We start from the raw sequence: 18,539 nt of genomic DNA, 5'->3' as shown, positions 1-18,539 counted from the left end.
CAGGGTCTTACACCCCTTGTTGTAGCTGAATAAAGGCTGTACAATTCGCGCCCTTATTCTTGTTTCAGTCATTGAGAGGCAACATGACCACTGAAAAAATCAATCTACTCGACTTTGATCGCAAAGGCATGCGTCAGTTTTTCGCGGAAGAACTTGGCGAGAAAGCGTTTCGTGCCGATCAGGTTATGAAGTGGATCTACCATTTCGGTGTAGATGACTTCGAAAAAATGACAAACATCAACAAGAAGCTGCGCGAAAAGCTTTTACACAAGTGTGAAATTAAAGCACCAACTGTAGCAGAAGCTCAGCATTCTTCAGACGGCACGATCAAGTGGGCAATGAAGGTTGGTGATCAGGATGTAGAAACGGTTTACATTCCAGAAGATGATCGCGCAACGCTTTGTGTATCTTCTCAAGTAGGTTGTGCATTGGAATGTAAGTTCTGCTCAACAGCACAGCAGGGCTTTAACCGTAACTTGAAAGTTTCAGAGATCATCGGTCAGGTGTGGCGTGCTGCACGTGAAATTGGTCTTGAGAAAGAAACAGGCCGTCGCCCAATTACGAACGTCGTGATGATGGGCATGGGTGAGCCGCTTCTTAATATGAAGAACTTGATTCCTGCATTGGAGTTAATGTTGGATGACCTTGGCTTTGGTTTGTCGAAGCGTCGCGTAACCGTATCAACATCAGGTGTGGTTTCTGGTCTTGATCAGATGACGGGCAAAATCGACGTTGCGTTGGCGATCTCTCTTCATGCGCCAAACGATAAGCTGCGTAGTGAAATCATGCCAATTAACGATCGTTGGGATATTCAAGATTTCCTAGCATCCGTTCGTCGTTACATTGCTTCATCGAATGCAAACCGTGGCAAGGTAACAGTCGAGTACGTGTTGCTTGATCATGTGAACGATGACATGGACCATGCTCGTGAACTGGCTGAATTGATGAAAGACACACCATGTAAGATTAACTTGATTCCGTTTAACCCGTACCCAGGTTCACCTTACAAGAAACCAAGTAACTCACGTATTGATCGCTTCCAAAAAACATTGATGCAATACGAGCACACAGTTACGGTTCGTAAAACACGTGGTGATGACATTGATGCCGCATGTGGTCAGTTGGTCGGTGATGTAATTGACCGAACTAAACGTACGGCAATGCTGAAAGCGTCACGCGGTGCCGATACCATTGAAGTGAAAGCTGTATAAACGACCGGAATTCAAAAATAGCCAGAGCCATTCGCTCTGGCTATTTTGTTTATTGTTTAGGACATTTTCGCCAAGATTTGGGACTATCACTCTTCAACCTAAGGTTATTTGGGTATAATTTCGAATTCCTTTGTCAAAGTTTGGACAAAAGCTTGAGCTATCTGTTAGTTTGAGTGTAAAGAGTTTTTGTCTTCGTTGCGCATTCGCTTATCATGATATGTAACACTAACGATGACACCGATAATTCTCAGCACTTTCTCACATACGTTTTGCTGATTTTTGCAAAACGGGTATTCGCACTCAGATCGCTGAGAGTTTCTTAAAATTATTATTTTTGGTTAACGCGTTTAGGCTAGCTATCTTTTAAAGAGGCTTAAGAACAATAACGAAAATACATGACCACGTTAGCCACTAAAACAGATTAAATACCGCCATTATGACAGAACACGAAAATACGAATGAAGTGCCACTCTCTATTGAAGCCGGCACATTACTGAAAAACAAACGTGAATCCTTGGGAATGAGCCAAAAGCAAGTTGCCGATCGCCTGAGGCTTCGCATTTCTGTGATTGAAGATATTGAAAATAACCGATTTGAATCTCAACAAGTCGCGACATTTACGCGTGGTTACTTACGCTCTTACGCTAAATTCGTAGGTCTTGATGAGAAGGTGGTTTTGACGGCGTTAGAGCAGACTGCCGATGCTCAGCCTCAAGAGCAAGAAATTGAAATGCAAAGCTTCTCTCGTAAAACAAAAGACGAGAAGCACAATAGCCGTATTATGCTCCTTACTTGGGTTATCGGGCTGGTCATTATTGGCATTTCAGCGGCATGGTGGTGGCAAAACCAACAAGAGAATAGCCTAACTAAGGAAGTAACGGATTCAAGTGTTGAAGCGCCGCAGCCCACTGCTCAAGAATTAGCTGATATCGATTTGATGACGGCTGAAGAGTTAATCGCAAGCACTCCTGAAGAAGTTGCTTCAACTAATGAAGGCGTTGCTGAATCGACTGAAGCACCCGTTGAGCAAGGGGCGGATCCTTTGCTGACTGAAACTGAAAATACAACAAGCGTAGATTCTGAAGAACCTGTTGCCGTGATTGAAGCGGCGGAAGAGGAACAGCCTGCGCCAGTAGTACCTGAAGGCATGACACTTCTTACTATGAAGTTTAAAGCGGACTGTTGGATTCAAGTAAAAGACACCAATGGTAAAACGCTGGTAAGTGGTACTCATAAGCCAGGACAAGATGTAGAACTTACCGGAAAAGCGCCATTTAAAGTGATATTAGGCGCACCGGAAGGGGTTACAATGACATTTGCAAGTGAACCTGTCGACCTTTCTGGGTATACTTCAGGCAAAGTAGCTAGATTCACTCTACCGTTATAAAAAATTATGCAACACGAATCTCCAATTATTCGTCGTAAATCGACGCGTATTTATGTGGGTGATGTACCAATTGGTGATGGTGCGCCAATTGCAGTACAGTCAATGACTAACACTCGCACGACTGACGTAGAAGCGACAGTCGCTCAAATCCGAGCACTAGAAAAAGTCGGCGCAGATATCGTTCGAGTTTCTGTACCTACGATGGACGCAGCAGAAGCTTTCAAACTGATTAAACAGCAAGTTTCTATACCATTAGTGGCTGATATTCATTTCGACTATCGTATCGCGCTGAAAGTTGCGGAGTACGGAGTTGACTGTTTACGTATCAACCCAGGTAACATCGGCAATGAAGAGCGCATTCGCGCTGTTGTTGATTGCGCTCGCGATAAAAATATCCCGATCCGTATTGGTGTCAATGGTGGATCTTTGGAAAAAGACCTACAGATGAAATACGGTGAGCCTACGCCAGAAGCCTTGGTTGAATCGGCGATGCGTCACGTAGATCATCTCGATCGTCTTAACTTTGACCAATTTAAAGTTAGCGTGAAAGCTTCAGACGTTTTTCTTGCGGTGGATTCATATCGTCTGCTGGCGAAGAAAATCGATCAGCCTCTTCATTTAGGTATAACAGAGGCGGGTGGTGCTCGAGCTGGCGCTGTTAAGTCATCTGTTGGTTTAGGTATGCTGTTATCTGAAGGGATAGGCGATACGCTGCGTATCTCTTTGGCTGCCGATCCAGTTGAAGAAATCAAAGTCGGTTTCGACATCCTTAAATCTCTGCGCATTCGCTCTCGAGGCATCAACTTTATTGCGTGCCCCAGCTGCTCACGCCAAGAATTCGATGTGATTGGTACGGTGAATGCACTGGAGCAACGTTTAGAAGACATCATCACGCCAATGGATGTGTCTATCATCGGTTGTGTGGTAAACGGCCCTGGTGAAGCAGAAGTTTCTCACTTAGGTCTAGCAGGTAGTAACAAGAAGAGCGCATTCTACGAAGATGGTAAACGCCAGAAAGAGCGCTTTGATAACGATGACCTTGTGAATAAGCTAGAAGCTAAGATCCGTGCGAAAGCAGCTATGATGAATGGCGAAAACCGCATCGAAGTTAAAGTACAAGATTAATCTCAACGAGAATTACGGTAAGTATTGTGGCAAAAACAATTCAAGCAATTCGAGGCATGAACGATTGCCTCCCAACTCAGTCGCCACTGTGGCAAAAATTAGAAAACACAGTGAAAAATGTAATTAGCGCATACGGTTATAACGAAGTGCGCATGCCAATCGTTGAAGAAACAAACCTATTCAGCCGCGCTGTTGGTGAAGAAACAGACGTCGTTTCAAAAGAAATGTACACTTTTGATGACCGTAACGGCGACAGCCTAACACTTCGCCCAGAAGGTACGGCGGGTTGTGTACGTTCATGTATCCAAAACAGCCTGATCAACCGTGATGAACAGCGTCTGTGGTACATGGGACCTATGTTCCGCCATGAACGTCCGCAGAAAGGTCGTTACCGTCAATTCCACCAGTGTGGTGTTGAGGTGTTTGGTCTAAATGGTCCAGATGTTGATGCAGAGCTTATCATGATGACGGCGCGTTTATGGCGTGAGCTAGGTATCAATGAACATGTCCGTCTTGAGCTGAACTCTATCGGTTCTCAAGAAGACCGCGCAGACTACCGTACTGCACTGGTTGCATTCCTTGAGCAACATATTGATGTGCTAGATGAAGATTGTAAGCGTCGCATGCACACGAACCCACTGCGTGTTCTGGATACGAAGAACCCAGACGTTCAAGCTATTTTAGGTGATGCGCCTCGCCTTTCAGATTACTTGGGTGAAGAATCTAAAGCACACTTCGCAGGTCTATGTGAACTTTTAGACGCCGCAGGTATCAAATACACAGTTAACGAACGTCTAGTTCGTGGTCTGGATTACTACAATCGCACGGTATTTGAGTGGATCACTGAGAGCCTAGGTGCTCAAGGCACTGTATGTGGCGGTGGTCGTTACGATGGCCTTGTAGAGCAATTAGGTGGTAAACCAACACCAGCGGTTGGCTTTGCAATGGGCCTAGAGCGTCTAGTACTGATGCTAGAAACGTTGGAACTGACAGACGTTCGTCGCAGTGTTGACGTGTACGTAGTCACTGCGGGTGAAGGCACCATGATGGCAGGAATGAAGCTAGCAGAACAGCTTCGCGAGTCTGTTCCAGGCGTTCGTGTGATGAATCACTTCGGTGGCGGTAACTTCAAGAAACAGTTTAAACGCGCAGACAAAGTTGGTGCTGTTGTAGCATTGGTTCTGGGCGAAAACGAAGTTGCGGATAATACCGTAGTACTGAAAGACTTAGCTGGTGGTGAGCAAGAGACTTACAACCAAGTAGAAGTTGCAGAAAAGATCGCAGCACTGATTTAAGTCTTTTAGTAATCTAACAAAATTACATCCTAGTTCGTAAGCTAAGGCTCCCAAATGTGGAGCCTTTAAACGAAATAGGAACAATGGCAGCTAAGCTGCCATTTACATGTTTTAAGAGGACAGGAAGTGGAACTTTACGATACTGAAGAACAACAAGTTGAAGCCATTAAAGACTGGTGGAAGGAAAACGGCAAAGCCGTCATCATCGGTGCGGTTGTTGGTTTAGGTGGTCTATTTGGCTGGCGTTACTACCAGGATTCTGTGATTCAGGCGAGTGAAGCAGCTTCTCAAAGCTACACGACAGCAATGAATGCTTTGCAAGACAAAGGCACTGATGCTCAAGCTGACGTGAAAGCTTTCATTGAGTCAAATGAAGTAAAAGAATACTCAGTATTGGCTGCGCTACAACTTGCTAAAGCACAAGTTGAAGCTCAAGACCTTTCTGCTGCATTGGAGCAACTGAAGTGGGCGCAAAGCAACACTCAAGATGCTGCGTTGTTACCATTGATTAGTTACCGCATTGCGCGTATTGAGACGGAAATGGGTAACTTCGACGCTGCAACGGCAGAGCTAAGTAACGTCACTGATACAGCATGGACAGGTCGTATTGCTGAACTTCGTGGCGATATTGCGATTCGCCAAGGTGACAAAGATGCTGCGTACGCTGCGTATACTGAAGCTCAGCAAGCGGCAGATGCAAGCCCGACACTACAAATGAAATTGGACGATCTGGCGAAATAAGGACCGCATTGGATGAAAAGAGTCTTTAAGAAAGCCTTGCTAGGGGCGTTAACAATGGGAGTACTTGCCGGTTGTGCAGGTGAGAAAGACACCATTGTAATGGCGCCACTACCTCAGGTAGACAGTCAGTTTACAACCAGTAGTGAGTGGAGCACATCGGTTGGCGATGGTGTTGGTCATTACTTTTCAAAACTATCCCCTGTATTTGCGAATGATACATTGTTCGTGGCAAGTCGTGATGGCTTAGTAAAAGCGCTGGATCCTGAGAATGGTAAACAACGTTGGCAAACGGACCTAGAAGAAGATGTCATTGCCCGTCTCTCTGGTGGTATCACAGCGGCATACGGAAACCTTTACATTGGCTCTGAGAATGGTGAAGTCATCTCTCTTGACCAAGAAACAGGTGAAATTGTTTGGCGTGTACAAGTTGGTGGTGAGGTACTGGCGAAGCCAGTTGCAGATTCAGGCCTTATTATCATCAATACTAGCCGAGGCATGTTGATTGCCCTTAATGAGAGTACAGGTGAGCAACGCTGGGCATTGAGTACAGAAGTGCCGAACTTAACTTTACGTGGCGACAGTACTCCGACTGCAATTGGTGGCGGTGTATTTTGGGGAACGGCAAATGGCCGACTCGCAGCTGCTATCGTTGAGCGTGGTCAGTTGATTTGGCAACAGCCTGTTGGTACGCCAAAAGGCGCGACAGAAATTGATCGTTTGGTTGACGTTGATTCATCGCCAATTGTGCTAGGCGGTACTCTTTTCACCATTGGATACAATGGCCAACTTATCGCTATTGACTTGCGTTCAGCGAACCCGATTTGGAAGCGTAATTACTCATCTGCGACAGACATTTCTACAGATGGTAGTCGCATCTTTGTGATAACGGAAAAAGATCATGTTGTTGCCGTTGATTCACGAAGCGGAACTGAGTTGTGGGAAAACAGCTTGCTTGAGCACCGACAACTTACAGCGCCAGTTATTGTTGGCAATTATCTCGTTGTCGGTGACACGCTTGGTTACCTTCACTGGATGGATCGTTCAACGGGCGAATTTGTTGCGCAGCAGTTTGTCGATGATAGTGGCTTGGCAGTTGGCCCGACGTTATTGTCGGATGGTTATGTGATTACAACTCGCAACGGCGATGTAAAGAAACTAACCATTAACGAATAATATCGTGATATAATTCACATTCGGCTCCTGGCTGGTGACAGCTAGGAGCCGTTTTGTTGTTTGAATTTATTAACCCTGACGTGGTTATAGGTAAAAATCTGGTTTGATTTGGCATCGAGCAAGTCGTTACCTATAACTACAGAAGAAAGATTATTGTAGAGGTTGTTATGGTACCTGTTGTAGCTCTAGTAGGGCGTCCGAACGTAGGTAAATCTACACTATTTAACCGATTGACTCGCACTCGTGACGCGTTGGTTGCGGACTTTCCAGGCCTAACGCGAGACCGTAAATATGGCCAGGCGAGACTTGGTGAAGAGCACGAATTCATTGTGATTGATACCGGTGGTATCGATGGCACAGAAGAAGGCGTGGAAACAAAGATGGCAGAACAGTCATTAGCCGCGATTGATGAGGCTGATGTTGTGTTGTTCCTTGTTGACGGTCGTGCTGGTCTGACACCTTCAGATGAAGCAATTGCTGCGCATCTGCGTAAAATTGAAAAGCCAGCGATGCTGGTAGTAAACAAAATCGATGGTATTGATGCCGATGCGGCGTGTGCTGATTTTTGGCAGCTCGGAGTGGATGATATGTACCAGATTGCGGCTGCTCATGGCCGTGGTGTGACCGCTTTGCTTGAGCGTGCTTTATCTCCATTCTTTGATGATCTATTAACAAGTGAATCTGAAGAAGGTGAGATTGAAGACCTGACTGGATTCGAAGACGAAGAGCCTCTTGTTGAAGATTACACTGAAGAAGACGCAGAAGCTGAATTCAAGCGCCTTCAAGAGCAGCCGATTAAGTTGGCGATCATCGGTCGTCCGAATGTAGGTAAATCGACACTGACTAACCGTATTCTGGGTGAAGAACGTGTAGTTGTATACGATATGCCAGGTACAACGCGCGATTCTATCTACATCCCGATGGAACGTGATGGACGCGAATACGTACTAATTGACACCGCAGGTGTTCGTCGTCGTGGTCGTATCAATGAAACGGTTGAAAAGTTCTCTGTTGTTAAGACGCTGAAAGCGGTAGAAGATGCAAACGTCGTTCTACTGGTGATTGATGCACGTGAAAATATTTCAGACCAAGACCTAAGCTTGCTTGGTTTTGCACTGAATGCTGGCCGCTCAATTGTCATCGCCGTTAACAAGTGGGATGGTCTAGACAGTGACGTGAAAGAAAGCGTGAAGAAAGAACTGGACCGCCGTCTAGGATTCGTCGACTTCGCGCGTATCCACTTTATCTCTGCGCTGCACGGTACTGGCGTTGGTCACTTGTTTGAATCTATTCAAGAAGCATATAACTCGGCGACAACGCGTGTGGGTACGTCAGTACTGACGCGTATCATGAAGATGGCTGTGGATGATCACCAACCGCCAATGGTTCGTGGTCGTCGTATCAAACTCAAATACGCACACGCAGGTGGTTACAACCCACCGATCGTTGTTATCCACGGTAACATGGTTCGTGAATTGCCAGATTCGTATAAACGTTATCTGATGAACTACTTCCGTAAGTCTCTGGAAATTATGGGAACACCGATTCGCATTAACTTCCACAACAGTGATAACCCATACGAGAACCGTACGAATAAGCTTACGCTATCACAAGAGCGTAAACGCAAACGTATGATGTCGATGGTGAAAAACCGCAATAAATAATGAAATTCGAATACCCAAGTTTCTACTTGGGTATTTTTTTATCAAAAGTAATCGTAAAAATGACTATCACAGCAACAAAGACTCGTTTTTGTCATCAAACATGGCAATTAGAAGCACAAATACAGCTCGTTCAATCTACGGAAGAAGTGACTTACGTTATTACAGATGTCACGCCGTTCCATCCCGTTAGTCACATGTGGCCGGATCACCCTGCAGATAAAGGAACGTTGAAGGTGAATGGGTCTGAGCATGACGTAGTAGATTGCCAAGTTGGAGCAGTGGAGCAGGAGAGTGGTGCTTTGTATGTGGGTAGTGACATCCCTGTAAAGCGTGATGCTGAAGGTTGGGTGTTTGTCGTTGTGCATGTTTTATCACGTACGGAATCACTTGTTACTGATGATTTGGTGACATTGGCGGTAGATAAGGATTACCAACGCGCTTTGAGTCGAGGCCACACTGCAGGACACTTAGCGTATTTGGCGTTGAATAAAGTACTAGCGGAAGACTATTGGCGAAAAGACGCAGACCGCAAAGACCCACATGGTTATTATGACTTTAATAGCTATGCACAAGTTACGAGTTATGTTACTCCAGACAAGTGCCTCGATACGTACCGTTTAGGCAAAACACTCCGTAAAAGAGGATTAAACAGTGCAGATATGCTGAATGACCTCCAGGCGATTGCAAAAAAAGTGAATAGCCAACTTGTGGAATGGCTTCGACGAGATGCGATGATCACCATGGAATGCCACGGTGACAGATTAACGGATTCTCGCTATTGGAAGTGCGATTTAGGGGAAGGTCAATTAGCGGTAATCCCTTGTGGTGGAACGCATGCGAGCCATTTAAATGAGTTTGCTTTTATCCAAGTTAAACTCGTTAAGCTCGACGCTCAAACTATCGAAATGCACACCAATGTAAACACTGCTTTTTGAATAAGATCTTTTTATTAAATTCTGATTTTTCGTTTAATTAAATCTTTTTAAGGTTTTTTATTCTGCCTTAAATTGGAATGCAGAATATGTAACTTATGCTTTCGGTGTGTGGTTATATAAATATTCTTTTAAGGGGTGATCGCTGATCAAGGAGTAAATATCAGACGATCAGTATAAGATCCTACGTATCAAGTATGGTTAACGCCTCGTGAAACTTGTTGGGGCGGTGATGAAGATCAACATACTTGTTCGCTATTTTGAGTAGCATGCGTTACTCGAAATTGCTTAGTTTAGAGAGAGGAACGGGATATGCAGCAGAACATTTGCCCGACTTGCAATGTCGAACTGGAATGGACAGGACAATACCATTGTGCACAGTGTGAATCGGATTTTAAAAAAGTAGGTTTTTGCCCTGATTGTGAGGCGGAGCTGGAGAAGCTGCAAGCATGCGGTGCTGCGAGTTACTTTTGTAATGTGTGTAATGAACTCAAATCAAAATCACGTGTCCGATTTGAGTTCCAGAAAATCAGTTAACCAGAGTTTGTATTCAGTTAACGGTAGAGCGAACGTCGCCTTCGGCTAATCGAGTAATCAATATATCTCCCGATTTTACATCTGAAGATTGAGTAATCACTTTACCTTGCTCAGTTTGAGTAATTGAGTAACCTCGTTTCAATGTCGCTAGTGGGCTGACGGTGTCTAACTTCTCTGCAGCAATCGCGAGTTGATGGCGCATAGTCAGTAATTTGCGATCCATTGCATCCATGAGCTTTTGCTCAACACGTTCTAGCTTCGACTTCTGCTCGGCAAGGCGTGTTACAGGAGAATTTAATTGCAGCCGATAATGTTGACGCTCGATTCGCTGTTGACGCAAGGCAATAAAACGACTCATCGCTCGCTGTAAGCGCATGTCCAACTCATCTAACTGTTGCGTCTGACGTTGCAAGCGATAGCTTGGGTGCTGTCTCTCTAGACGGTGCACTAATTGAGCAGATTGCTGCTTTTGTTGTGCTAGGTAGTAACGCATCGCACTCGCTAACTTATGCTGGCGGGTAACTAAAGCTTGATCTTTGTGGCTGTTATCACGGCTTACTAGCTCAGCGGCTGCTGATGGAGTAGGCGCGCGTACGTCGGCGACAAAATCAGCTATTGTCACGTCAACTTCATGTCCAACGGCGCTAATAATAGGAATTTGGCTTGCTGCAATCGTGCGAGCTAATATCTCGTTGTTAAAGCACCATAAGTCTTCTAATGAACCACCACCTCGGCCCACAATTAGTACATCACATTCATCACGGCTGTTAGCGCGACCAATGGCTTGTGCAATTTGAATGGCTGCGTCCTCACCTTGTACCACTGTCGGATAAATCACAACAGGTAGGGAAGGATCACGACGTTTCAATACGTCTAAGATATCGTAAAGCGCGGCACCAGTTTTCGATGTGATGACGCCAACACGTTTAGGGTGCTCAGGCAAAGATTGCTTATTGATTTGCGCGAACAACCCTTCTGCTGCAAGCTTCATTTTCAGCTCTTCAAACTCTTGTTGAAGACGGCCATCACCTTCCGGTTGCATGCTTTCGATGATCAATTGGTAGTCACCGCGAGGCTCATAAAGAGACAGACGAGCTTTTACTAGGACTTGATTACCGTTAGCGGGTTTGAAAGTAACGCGGCGATTGTTACCACGAAACATGGCACATTTAACTTGAGCGCGAGAGTCTTTAAGAGTGAGGTACCAGTGACCAGAGACAGGAGCTGAAAAGTTGGATATCTCTCCGACGAGCCAAACGATCCCCATTTCGTTTTCAAGGAGTAAACGAACTTCTGCGTTGAGACGAGAAACAGTAAAGATGTTTTGATTGGTCTTGGAGAGCACAGCTAATCTCTTAGACGTGAGTATGGAAATTAGCGGCAATATAATACATAGCAAGGGGGTAATTGCAAGAAAAAAATTAAAAAATTTGTGGTCAAGCGATTGCGTTAACCGTATAATCCCTCCGCAATATCTAATCCAAATGTAGCTTGTTGCTAACACAGGTTACCCTCATTATGCGAAACGATGAGATTGGATTGTTCTTTTTACTCCTCTAATTGTGAGATATTGCAAATGCTAAGAATTGCCAAAGAAGCGCTGACATTCGATGACGTACTACTTGTGCCAGCACACTCCACCGTTCTCCCAAACACAGCTGATCTTCGCACTCAGCTAACTAAGAACATCACCCTAAACATCCCAATGATTTCAGCGTCTATGGACACTGTTACTGAAGCTCGTCTAGCGATTGCGCTAGCGCAAGAGGGTGGCATTGGCTTTATCCACAAGAACATGTCTATTGAGCAGCAGGCAGCCGAAGTTCGTAAAGTTAAGAAGTTCGAAGCTGGTATGGTAACTGACGCGGTTACTGTAAACCCTGACGCGACCATCGCTGATGTTGTTGCACTCACTGAAAAGCATGGTTTTGCAGGTTTCCCTGTTGTCACTGAGAGCAATGAGCTTGTTGGTATTATCACTGGTCGTGACGTTCGTTTTGTGACGGACCTTTCTAAGAAAGTATCTTCAGTAATGACGCCAAAAGAGAAGTTGGCAGCAGTTAAAGAAGGTGCAACACGAGAAGAAGTGCAAGAGAAAATGCACGAAGCTCGTGTAGAGAAAGTATTGGTTGTGAATGATGAGTTCCAACTAACCGGTATGATTACTGCGAAAGACTTCCACAAAGCAGAACGTAAACCAAACGCATGTAAAGATGAGCGTGGTCGCCTACGTGTTGGCGCAGCCGTTGGTGCTGGCGCTGGTAACGAAGAGCGTGTTGCTGCTCTAGTTGAAGCAGGCGTTGACATTCTACTTATCGACTCTTCACACGGACATTCTGAAGGTGTACTAAACCGCATCCGCGAAACTCGCGCTGCTTACCCAGATCTAGACATCATCGGTGGTAACGTAGCAACTGGTGCTGGTGCTAAAGCACTAATCGAAGCTGGCGTAAGCGCAGTGAAAGTGGGTATCGGACCTGGTTCTATCTGTACAACTCGTATTGTAACGGGTGTGGGAGTTCCACAAATCACTGCAATCGCAGATGCGGCAGAAGTGGCTAATGATTATGGTATTCCGGTTATTGCTGACGGTGGTATCCGTTTCTCAGGTGATATCTGTAAAGCAATCGTAGCAGGCGCATCATGTGTGATGGTTGGTTCTATGTTTGCTGGTACTGAAGAAGCGCCGGGTGAAGTGATTCTATACAATGGCCGTTCTTACAAATCTTACCGCGGCATGGGTTCTCTTGGTGCTATGTCTCAAGGTTCTTCTGACCGTTACTTCCAGTCTGACAACGCAGCGGACAAGCTAGTACCAGAAGGTATCGAAGGTCGTATCGCATACAAAGGCCGTCTAAAAGAGATCGTACACCAACAAATGGGTGGTCTACGTTCAAGCATGGGTCTAACTGGTTCTGCAACTATCGAAGATATGCGTACGAAAGCTGAATTTGTACGTATCTCTGGTGCAGGTATGCAAGAGTCTCATGTACACGATGTTCAAATTACTAAGGAAGCGCCGAACTACCGTCTAGGGAACTAATTACCCAACGGAAACGTTTGCTTTTTCCTTGAAGCATTAAGAAGAGGCGAGTACACTCGCCTCGGTTTTAATCACTTAGCCTTAAAAAGACTGCTCAAAATGACTAAAAATATCCATGACCAACGTATTCTGATCTTGGACTTCGGTTCTCAGTACACTCAATTAGTAGCACGCCGCGTACGTGAAATCGGCGTTTACTGTGAACTATGGAGCTGGGATGTAGAAGAAGCGGATATTCGCGAATTCAACCCAGATGGCATTATCCTATCTGGCGGTCCAGAAAGCGTAACGGAAGAGAACTCTCCACGCGCGCCTCAATATGTGTTTGACTCTGGCGTTCCTCTACTTGGCGTATGTTACGGCATGCAAACTATGGCGGAACAACTAGGAGGCAAAGTAGCGGGCTCTAACGAACGTGAGTTTGGCTACGCTCAGGTTAAAGTTTCTGGTGAATGTGCTCTATTTAAAGACCTTGAAGCAACTCAAGACGTTTGGATGAGCCATGGCGACAAAGTAGTAGAGATCCCAGCCGATTTCGTAAAAGTTGGTGAGACAGACACTTGTCCTTACGCTGCGATGGCGAACGAAGAGAAGAAATACTACGGTGTTCAGTTCCACCCAGAAGTGACACACACAAAAGGTGGCCTACAAATGCTTGAGAACTTTGTTCTTGGCGTATGTGGCTGTGAGCGTCTATGGACTTCGGAATCTATCATCGAAGACGCGGTTGCTCGCATTAAAGAGCAAGTGGGTGACGACGAAGTTATCCTAGGTCTATCTGGTGGTGTTGATTCATCGGTAGTTGCGATGCTGGTTCATCGCGCAATCGGCGACAAGCTAACGTGTGTATTTGTTGATAACGGTCTACTTCGTCTAAACGAAGGTCAACAAGTAATGGATATGTTCGGCGACCAATTTGGTTTGAACATCATCAAAGTTGACGCTGAAGAACGCTTCCTAAAAGCACTTGAAGGCAAGTCTGACCCAGAAGAGAAGCGTAAGACTATCGGTCACGTATTCGTAGATGTATTCGATGAAGAGTCTAAGAAGCTGAAAAACGCGAAATGGCTAGCTCAAGGTACGATTTATCCTGATGTAATCGAGTCAGCTGCATCTAAGACTGGTAAAGCGCACGTGATCAAATCGCACCACAACGTGGGCGGTCTTCCAGATGACATGGAAATGGGTCTTGTTGAGCCACTACGTGAGTTGTTCAAAGATGAAGTTCGTAAGATTGGTCTAGAATTAGGCCTGCCTTACAACATGCTTTACCGCCACCCATTCCCGGGTCCAGGTCTAGGTGTTCGTGTTCTTGGTGAAATCAAGAAAGAGTACTGTGACTTGCTACGCCGTGCTGATGCTATCTTTATTGAAGAGCTTCACGCAGCTGATCTATACAACAAAGTATCTCAAGCGTTCACGGTATTCCTACCAGTACGTTCTGTTGGTGTAATGGGCGATGGCCGTAAGTACGATTGGGTTGTGTCTCTACGTGCGGTAGAAACTATCGACTTCATGACTGCTCATTGGGCACACCTACCATACGACTTCCTAGGTAAGGTATCTAACCGTATTATCAACGAAGTTGATGGCATTTCTCGTGTTGTTTACGACATTTCAGGTAAGCCACCAGCGACTATCGAGTGGGAATAATTTTCCTCTAGACAGTTGAGTTTATAAGAACCAGCCTTCGGGCTGGTTTTTTTGTACTTCAAGTTTGTGAAGAGGTGGCTCAACTTTTTTGTGAGAGATATATACATGCGGTTAAATTAAATATATATTCATTTTAATTGTTTAATTATCATAAATGGTATTGCTATGGAACAGGCTGACGTTACCTCTCTCATTCCCATCCTTATTACTCTTTTCCTCGCGCTGACCACAAGAAATGTCGTTGTTGGTTTATTCGCGGGTGTGGTGAGTGGTGTCGCTATGCTCGAAGGGACATTTGTCGAAAAAGGGCCACTAGACTCGTTTAGTGCACTGATGAAAAGCTATCTACTGCCGCAATTAACTGACAGCTACAATGCGGGCGTCATTTTGCTCTTGGTCTTTATTGGTGGCTTTGTTGCCTTGATGGAGAAATCTGGCGGTGGTGTGGCGTTTGCTAAAAAGGTTACTCAATGGGTTGCGAGTAAATGCCAAGCTCAACTGTCCGCATGGTTCGGTGGTGTGGTTATTTTCTTCTCAGACCTTGGTACACCACTGATTGTTGGCCCTGTTTTTCGCCCTTTATTTGATAAGTTAAAAGTATCACGCCAAAAATTAGCTTTTATTATCGACTCTACTTCCTCTCCCGTCGCAATCTTGATCCCTTTTATCGGATGGGGCGTTTACATCATGGGATTGATTCAAAAAGAGTTTACTGCCCTGAATGTCAGTATGAGTGATTGGGATGCTTTCATTGGTGCGATCCCGTATCAGTTTTACGCCTTTCTTGCGATCGCGATTGTGCCGATTGTCTCTTTCTTCAAATTAGATTTCGGACCGATGGCGAAGGCTGAACAACTAGCAGAGCAGGGCTCCGACTTTGGGAAAGTGCAGGAGTCTATGAATGTGTTTACGCATAAAAATGCAAAATCCAGTTTTGTATGGGCGCCTTTGCTCGTTATGCTGGTGGTTCTATGTACCATCCTCGTGCCACACGGTTTTCCATTTCAAAAAGTGGCAGGATCAACGTTTAGGGCTGCACTTTCTTCTGCATATTTCTTCGCGGCCTTCACTTTAATTGCGCTGATGGCGTTTTATGGCGTAAGAAAGCTTTCGGATGGTATTCAGGTTTATCTGAAAGGGATGTCAAACATGATGTCAGTGGCGGTGATTCTGGTATTGGCTTGGGCGCTTAGCTCGGTTGGGAAAGAATTAGGTGCAGCTGCATACATTGCTGAACAAGCTCAAGCCGGTTTCCCTTACTGGTTATTGCCAGCGGTTGCGTTTTTACTGGCCGGTATTATCTCGTTCGCTACGGGATCATCTTGGGGGACGTTTGCCATCATGATGCCATTAGTGATCCCAACTGCCGTCGCGATTGATGCACCACTGTTGGTTTGTATTGGTGCGGTATTATCTGGTGGCTTGTTTGGCGATCACTGTTCTCCCATCTCTGAAACTACGATTTTGTCGTCGACAGGAGCGGGGTGTGAACAGTATGAGCACTTCCGTACACAATTGCCTTACGCATTACTCAATGGAATGATCGCATTGGGGTGTTTTCTTTTAGCTGGAATCAACGCCTCACCAGTGATTGTGCTTGCCGCAATTATTTCTCAGTGTGTGGTTTATTTTGTGCTGTCTAAACAAAAGTCAACCTCAACCGCGAAGCTAGAGGTGGTTTCGGCAGAACAATAAAGAGAGAAACATCACAAAGCGGAGGCTCACAGGGTCTCCGCTTTTCTTTTGAGTCAAGGTAACATTTTTCTTGTGACAAAATGTGTGTGAGGACTTATTTATTCATTTTGTCTCGCAGAATCAACGTACTTGGCTCGGTGTTTCGTATATATGATCCACTATATGTCTAGTTATTCCTCGTATATTGTATTGTTGAAATCCGGAGACTAGACATGTTTGCACTCAAACATCTTCCTCTTGCATTGAGTTGTGTCTTAGCAGCACAAGTGAATGCGAGTATGAATATTCAGCCCGATCCGCAAAATCCGAATGGTTATGTTATTGCTCGTGGTGACGTTCAAGCCGTAGAGCAAAGCAAAACTTCTGATCCTATGTATGCCATTTGGTCACAAGCATTAGAGACACGCCCGAACTCAGTGGTTGAAGCGATTGTACCAGGGGCGACAACCAACCCAGAAAACGTGAAGCGTGTAGAGCGTGTATTCCCCGAAAGTGAGTGGGACTTCCTGACTCAAATGGCGGCACCTGAATACACTTACACGCGTTTCCTACGTGCAATTGGTAAGTTCCCTGCATTCTGTGGTGAGTACACAGACGGTCGTGATTCGGATGCAATTTGTAAAAAATCGATCGTGACAGCGTTTGCTCACTTTGCACAAGAAACCGGTGGCCATATTTCGATTGATAACGTATCGGATAATCCGCTAGGGTTGGAAGAGTGGCAGCAAGCTTTGGTTCATGTGCGAGAAATGGGATGGTCTGAAGGGCAAGAAGGTTACACAACAGGTTGTGGTCAAAATGACTGGCAAAATAAGCGTTGGCCATGTGAACCAGGACAAGGTTATTTTGGACGTGGTGCTAAACAGCTTTCTTACCATTTTAACTATGGCGCGTTCTCTGAAGTGATGTTTGATGGCGATGCATCTGTATTGCTGAAAAATCCAGGCTTGGTTGCGGATTCATGGCTGAACTTGGCATCGGCTATCTGGTTCTTCCTAACCCCACAAGCACCGAAACCTGCAATGCTACATGTGATTGACCGTACTTGGGTGCCTTCACAGCGTGAGCTTGATGCTGGCATTGGTTACGGCTTTGGTACCACCATCAACGTGATCAATGGTGGTATTGAGTGTGGAGAGCAAAACAAAGATAAAGGTCAACCTGTTAACCGTATTCGCTATTGGGAAGGACTTGCCGCTCATTATCAAATTCCAATTGAAGCCGATGAGACCAATACCTGTTGGCAGCAGACGCCTTACGGCAGCTTAAATCTGAATGGTGCGACAGACGTGTTGTACACCAACTGGGATGGGAACTGGAAATACTACTCAGATCGTCCGGGAGGCCACTCTTTTGAATGTGAACTTGTTGGTTTCCAAACGGCTTACTCTGCGCTAGTTGCGGGTGACTATGAGAAATGTGTAACTAACTTCTACCAATCTCATGCGGGTTGGCCAGAAGTTCGTGTAGTTGACAAGTTAGACCCAGTGGATCCGGTCGATCCGCCTGTAGGTGGTGTGGCAGCTTGGGATTCTGGCAAAGTATATAACACGGGTGATCAAGTTTCTTACCAAGGTGCTGTTTACGAAGCGAAATGGTGGTCACAAGGTAATGAGCCAACGAAAAGAGACCCTTGGAAGCTGGTTTCAGGCACTCCTACGGAGCCGCCTACAACGGAACCTGAACCACCGGTGACTGAGCCAGAGCCGCCCGTCACAGAACCTGAGCCGCCAGTAACCGAGCCAGAACCACCAGTTACAGGCAATTTTATTCAGTGGGAGCCGGGTGTAACGCAAGTCGCTAACGGCGATAAAGTGACGTACCAAAACAAATGTTTTGTCGCAAAAAATGGCCCTGGAGTATGGGAAAGCCCAACGCAAAGCAACTGGTTCTGGGACGAGATTTCTTGTCAGTGATTGAGTGAAAAACAACCTAACTATCTATAAAGACTCTGCTTTTTTGCAGGGTCTTTTTTTATATATGTAGTGGTTTATTTATGGAATCTAAGTTTTCAATAACAGCTTTTCTCTTTTGTTCTGGAGCCCATTAAAATTCGCGCGCATTTTTTATCAACATTTTTGAA

The 18,539-nt window shown here is 45.4% G+C and carries 14 protein-coding genes; 13 read left to right on the top strand and 1 reads right to left on the bottom strand.

Annotation, left to right across the window (positions count from 1 at the left end):
* Window positions 1-83: 83 nt before the first annotated feature.
* From R8N46_RS15675 to R8N46_RS15635, 9 genes are all read left to right on the top strand, one after another.
* Complete coding sequence (locus tag R8N46_RS15675) at window positions 84-1,211, top strand: bifunctional tRNA (adenosine(37)-C2)-methyltransferase TrmG/ribosomal RNA large subunit methyltransferase RlmN (RefSeq protein WP_017633913.1); 1,128 nt, start codon at window positions 84-86, stop codon at window positions 1,209-1,211.
* Between the two features lie 436 nt (window positions 1,212-1,647).
* Window positions 1,648-2,598: a cytoskeleton protein RodZ gene (gene rodZ, locus R8N46_RS15670; protein WP_136976155.1), complete on the top strand. Its 951-nt coding sequence runs from the start codon at window positions 1,648-1,650 to the stop codon at window positions 2,596-2,598.
* Window positions 2,599-2,604: 6 nt separating this feature from the next.
* Entirely contained in the window at window positions 2,605-3,723 is a 1,119-nt protein-coding gene (gene ispG, locus R8N46_RS15665) for a flavodoxin-dependent (E)-4-hydroxy-3-methylbut-2-enyl-diphosphate synthase (RefSeq protein WP_213972469.1), read from the top strand.
* Window positions 3,724-3,749: 26 nt separating this feature from the next.
* Window positions 3,750-5,018 carry a histidine--tRNA ligase gene (gene hisS / locus R8N46_RS15660; protein ID WP_213972470.1) on the top strand — a complete coding sequence of 423 codons (1,269 nt, stop codon included), beginning with the start codon at window positions 3,750-3,752 and terminating at the stop codon, window positions 5,016-5,018.
* Window positions 5,019-5,144: 126 nt separating this feature from the next.
* Entirely contained in the window at window positions 5,145-5,759 is a 615-nt protein-coding gene (locus R8N46_RS15655) for a YfgM family protein (RefSeq protein ID WP_005381697.1), read from the top strand.
* Window positions 5,760-5,771: 12 nt separating this feature from the next.
* Complete coding sequence (bamB, locus tag R8N46_RS15650) at window positions 5,772-6,932, top strand: outer membrane protein assembly factor BamB (protein WP_213972471.1); 1,161 nt, start codon at window positions 5,772-5,774, stop codon at window positions 6,930-6,932.
* 167 nt (window positions 6,933-7,099) lie between these two features.
* The gene (der, locus tag R8N46_RS15645) at window positions 7,100-8,596 is read left to right on the top strand and encodes a ribosome biogenesis GTPase Der (RefSeq protein WP_017820569.1); all 1,497 of its coding nucleotides are present in this window, start codon (window positions 7,100-7,102) and stop codon (window positions 8,594-8,596) included.
* Between the two features lie 59 nt (window positions 8,597-8,655).
* Complete coding sequence (locus tag R8N46_RS15640) at window positions 8,656-9,531, top strand: metal-dependent hydrolase (RefSeq protein ID WP_065275049.1); 876 nt, start codon at window positions 8,656-8,658, stop codon at window positions 9,529-9,531.
* A gap of 309 nt (window positions 9,532-9,840) precedes the next feature.
* Window positions 9,841-10,065, top strand: coding sequence for a zinc ribbon domain-containing protein (locus R8N46_RS15635; protein WP_012842112.1), 225 nt, complete (start codon window positions 9,841-9,843; stop codon window positions 10,063-10,065).
* Between the two features lie 13 nt (window positions 10,066-10,078).
* On the opposite strand, the gene xseA is transcribed toward R8N46_RS15635, so the two are convergent.
* Complete coding sequence (xseA, locus tag R8N46_RS15630; RefSeq protein ID WP_042521180.1) at window positions 10,079-11,410, bottom strand: exodeoxyribonuclease VII large subunit; 1,332 nt, start codon at window positions 11,408-11,410, stop codon at window positions 10,079-10,081.
* Window positions 11,411-11,641: 231 nt separating this feature from the next.
* Here xseA and guaB point away from each other — a divergent pair, with 231 nt between their 5' ends.
* The 4 genes from guaB (at window position 11,642) to R8N46_RS15610 (ending at window position 18,372) form a co-directional block, all read left to right on the top strand.
* A complete protein-coding gene (gene guaB, locus R8N46_RS15625; RefSeq protein WP_017633908.1) occupies window positions 11,642-13,108 on the top strand; it encodes an IMP dehydrogenase in 1,467 nt (488 codons plus the stop codon).
* Window positions 13,109-13,207: 99 nt separating this feature from the next.
* A complete protein-coding gene (gene guaA, locus R8N46_RS15620) occupies window positions 13,208-14,761 on the top strand; it encodes a glutamine-hydrolyzing GMP synthase (protein ID WP_005381685.1) in 1,554 nt (517 codons plus the stop codon).
* A gap of 165 nt (window positions 14,762-14,926) precedes the next feature.
* A complete protein-coding gene (locus tag R8N46_RS15615) occupies window positions 14,927-16,456 on the top strand; it encodes a Na+/H+ antiporter NhaC family protein (protein ID WP_318098476.1) in 1,530 nt (509 codons plus the stop codon).
* 212 nt (window positions 16,457-16,668) lie between these two features.
* A complete protein-coding gene (locus R8N46_RS15610; protein WP_213972472.1) occupies window positions 16,669-18,372 on the top strand; it encodes a chitinase in 1,704 nt (567 codons plus the stop codon).
* The last annotated feature ends 167 nt before the right edge of the window (window positions 18,373-18,539 follow it).

Source organism: Vibrio sp. 1874, assembly GCF_033344395.1.
GTDB lineage: Bacteria > Pseudomonadota > Gammaproteobacteria > Enterobacterales > Vibrionaceae > Vibrio > Vibrio alginolyticus.
Note: the sequence above shows the minus strand (reverse complement) of the source record. Positions and strands in the feature narration are given on the sequence as shown.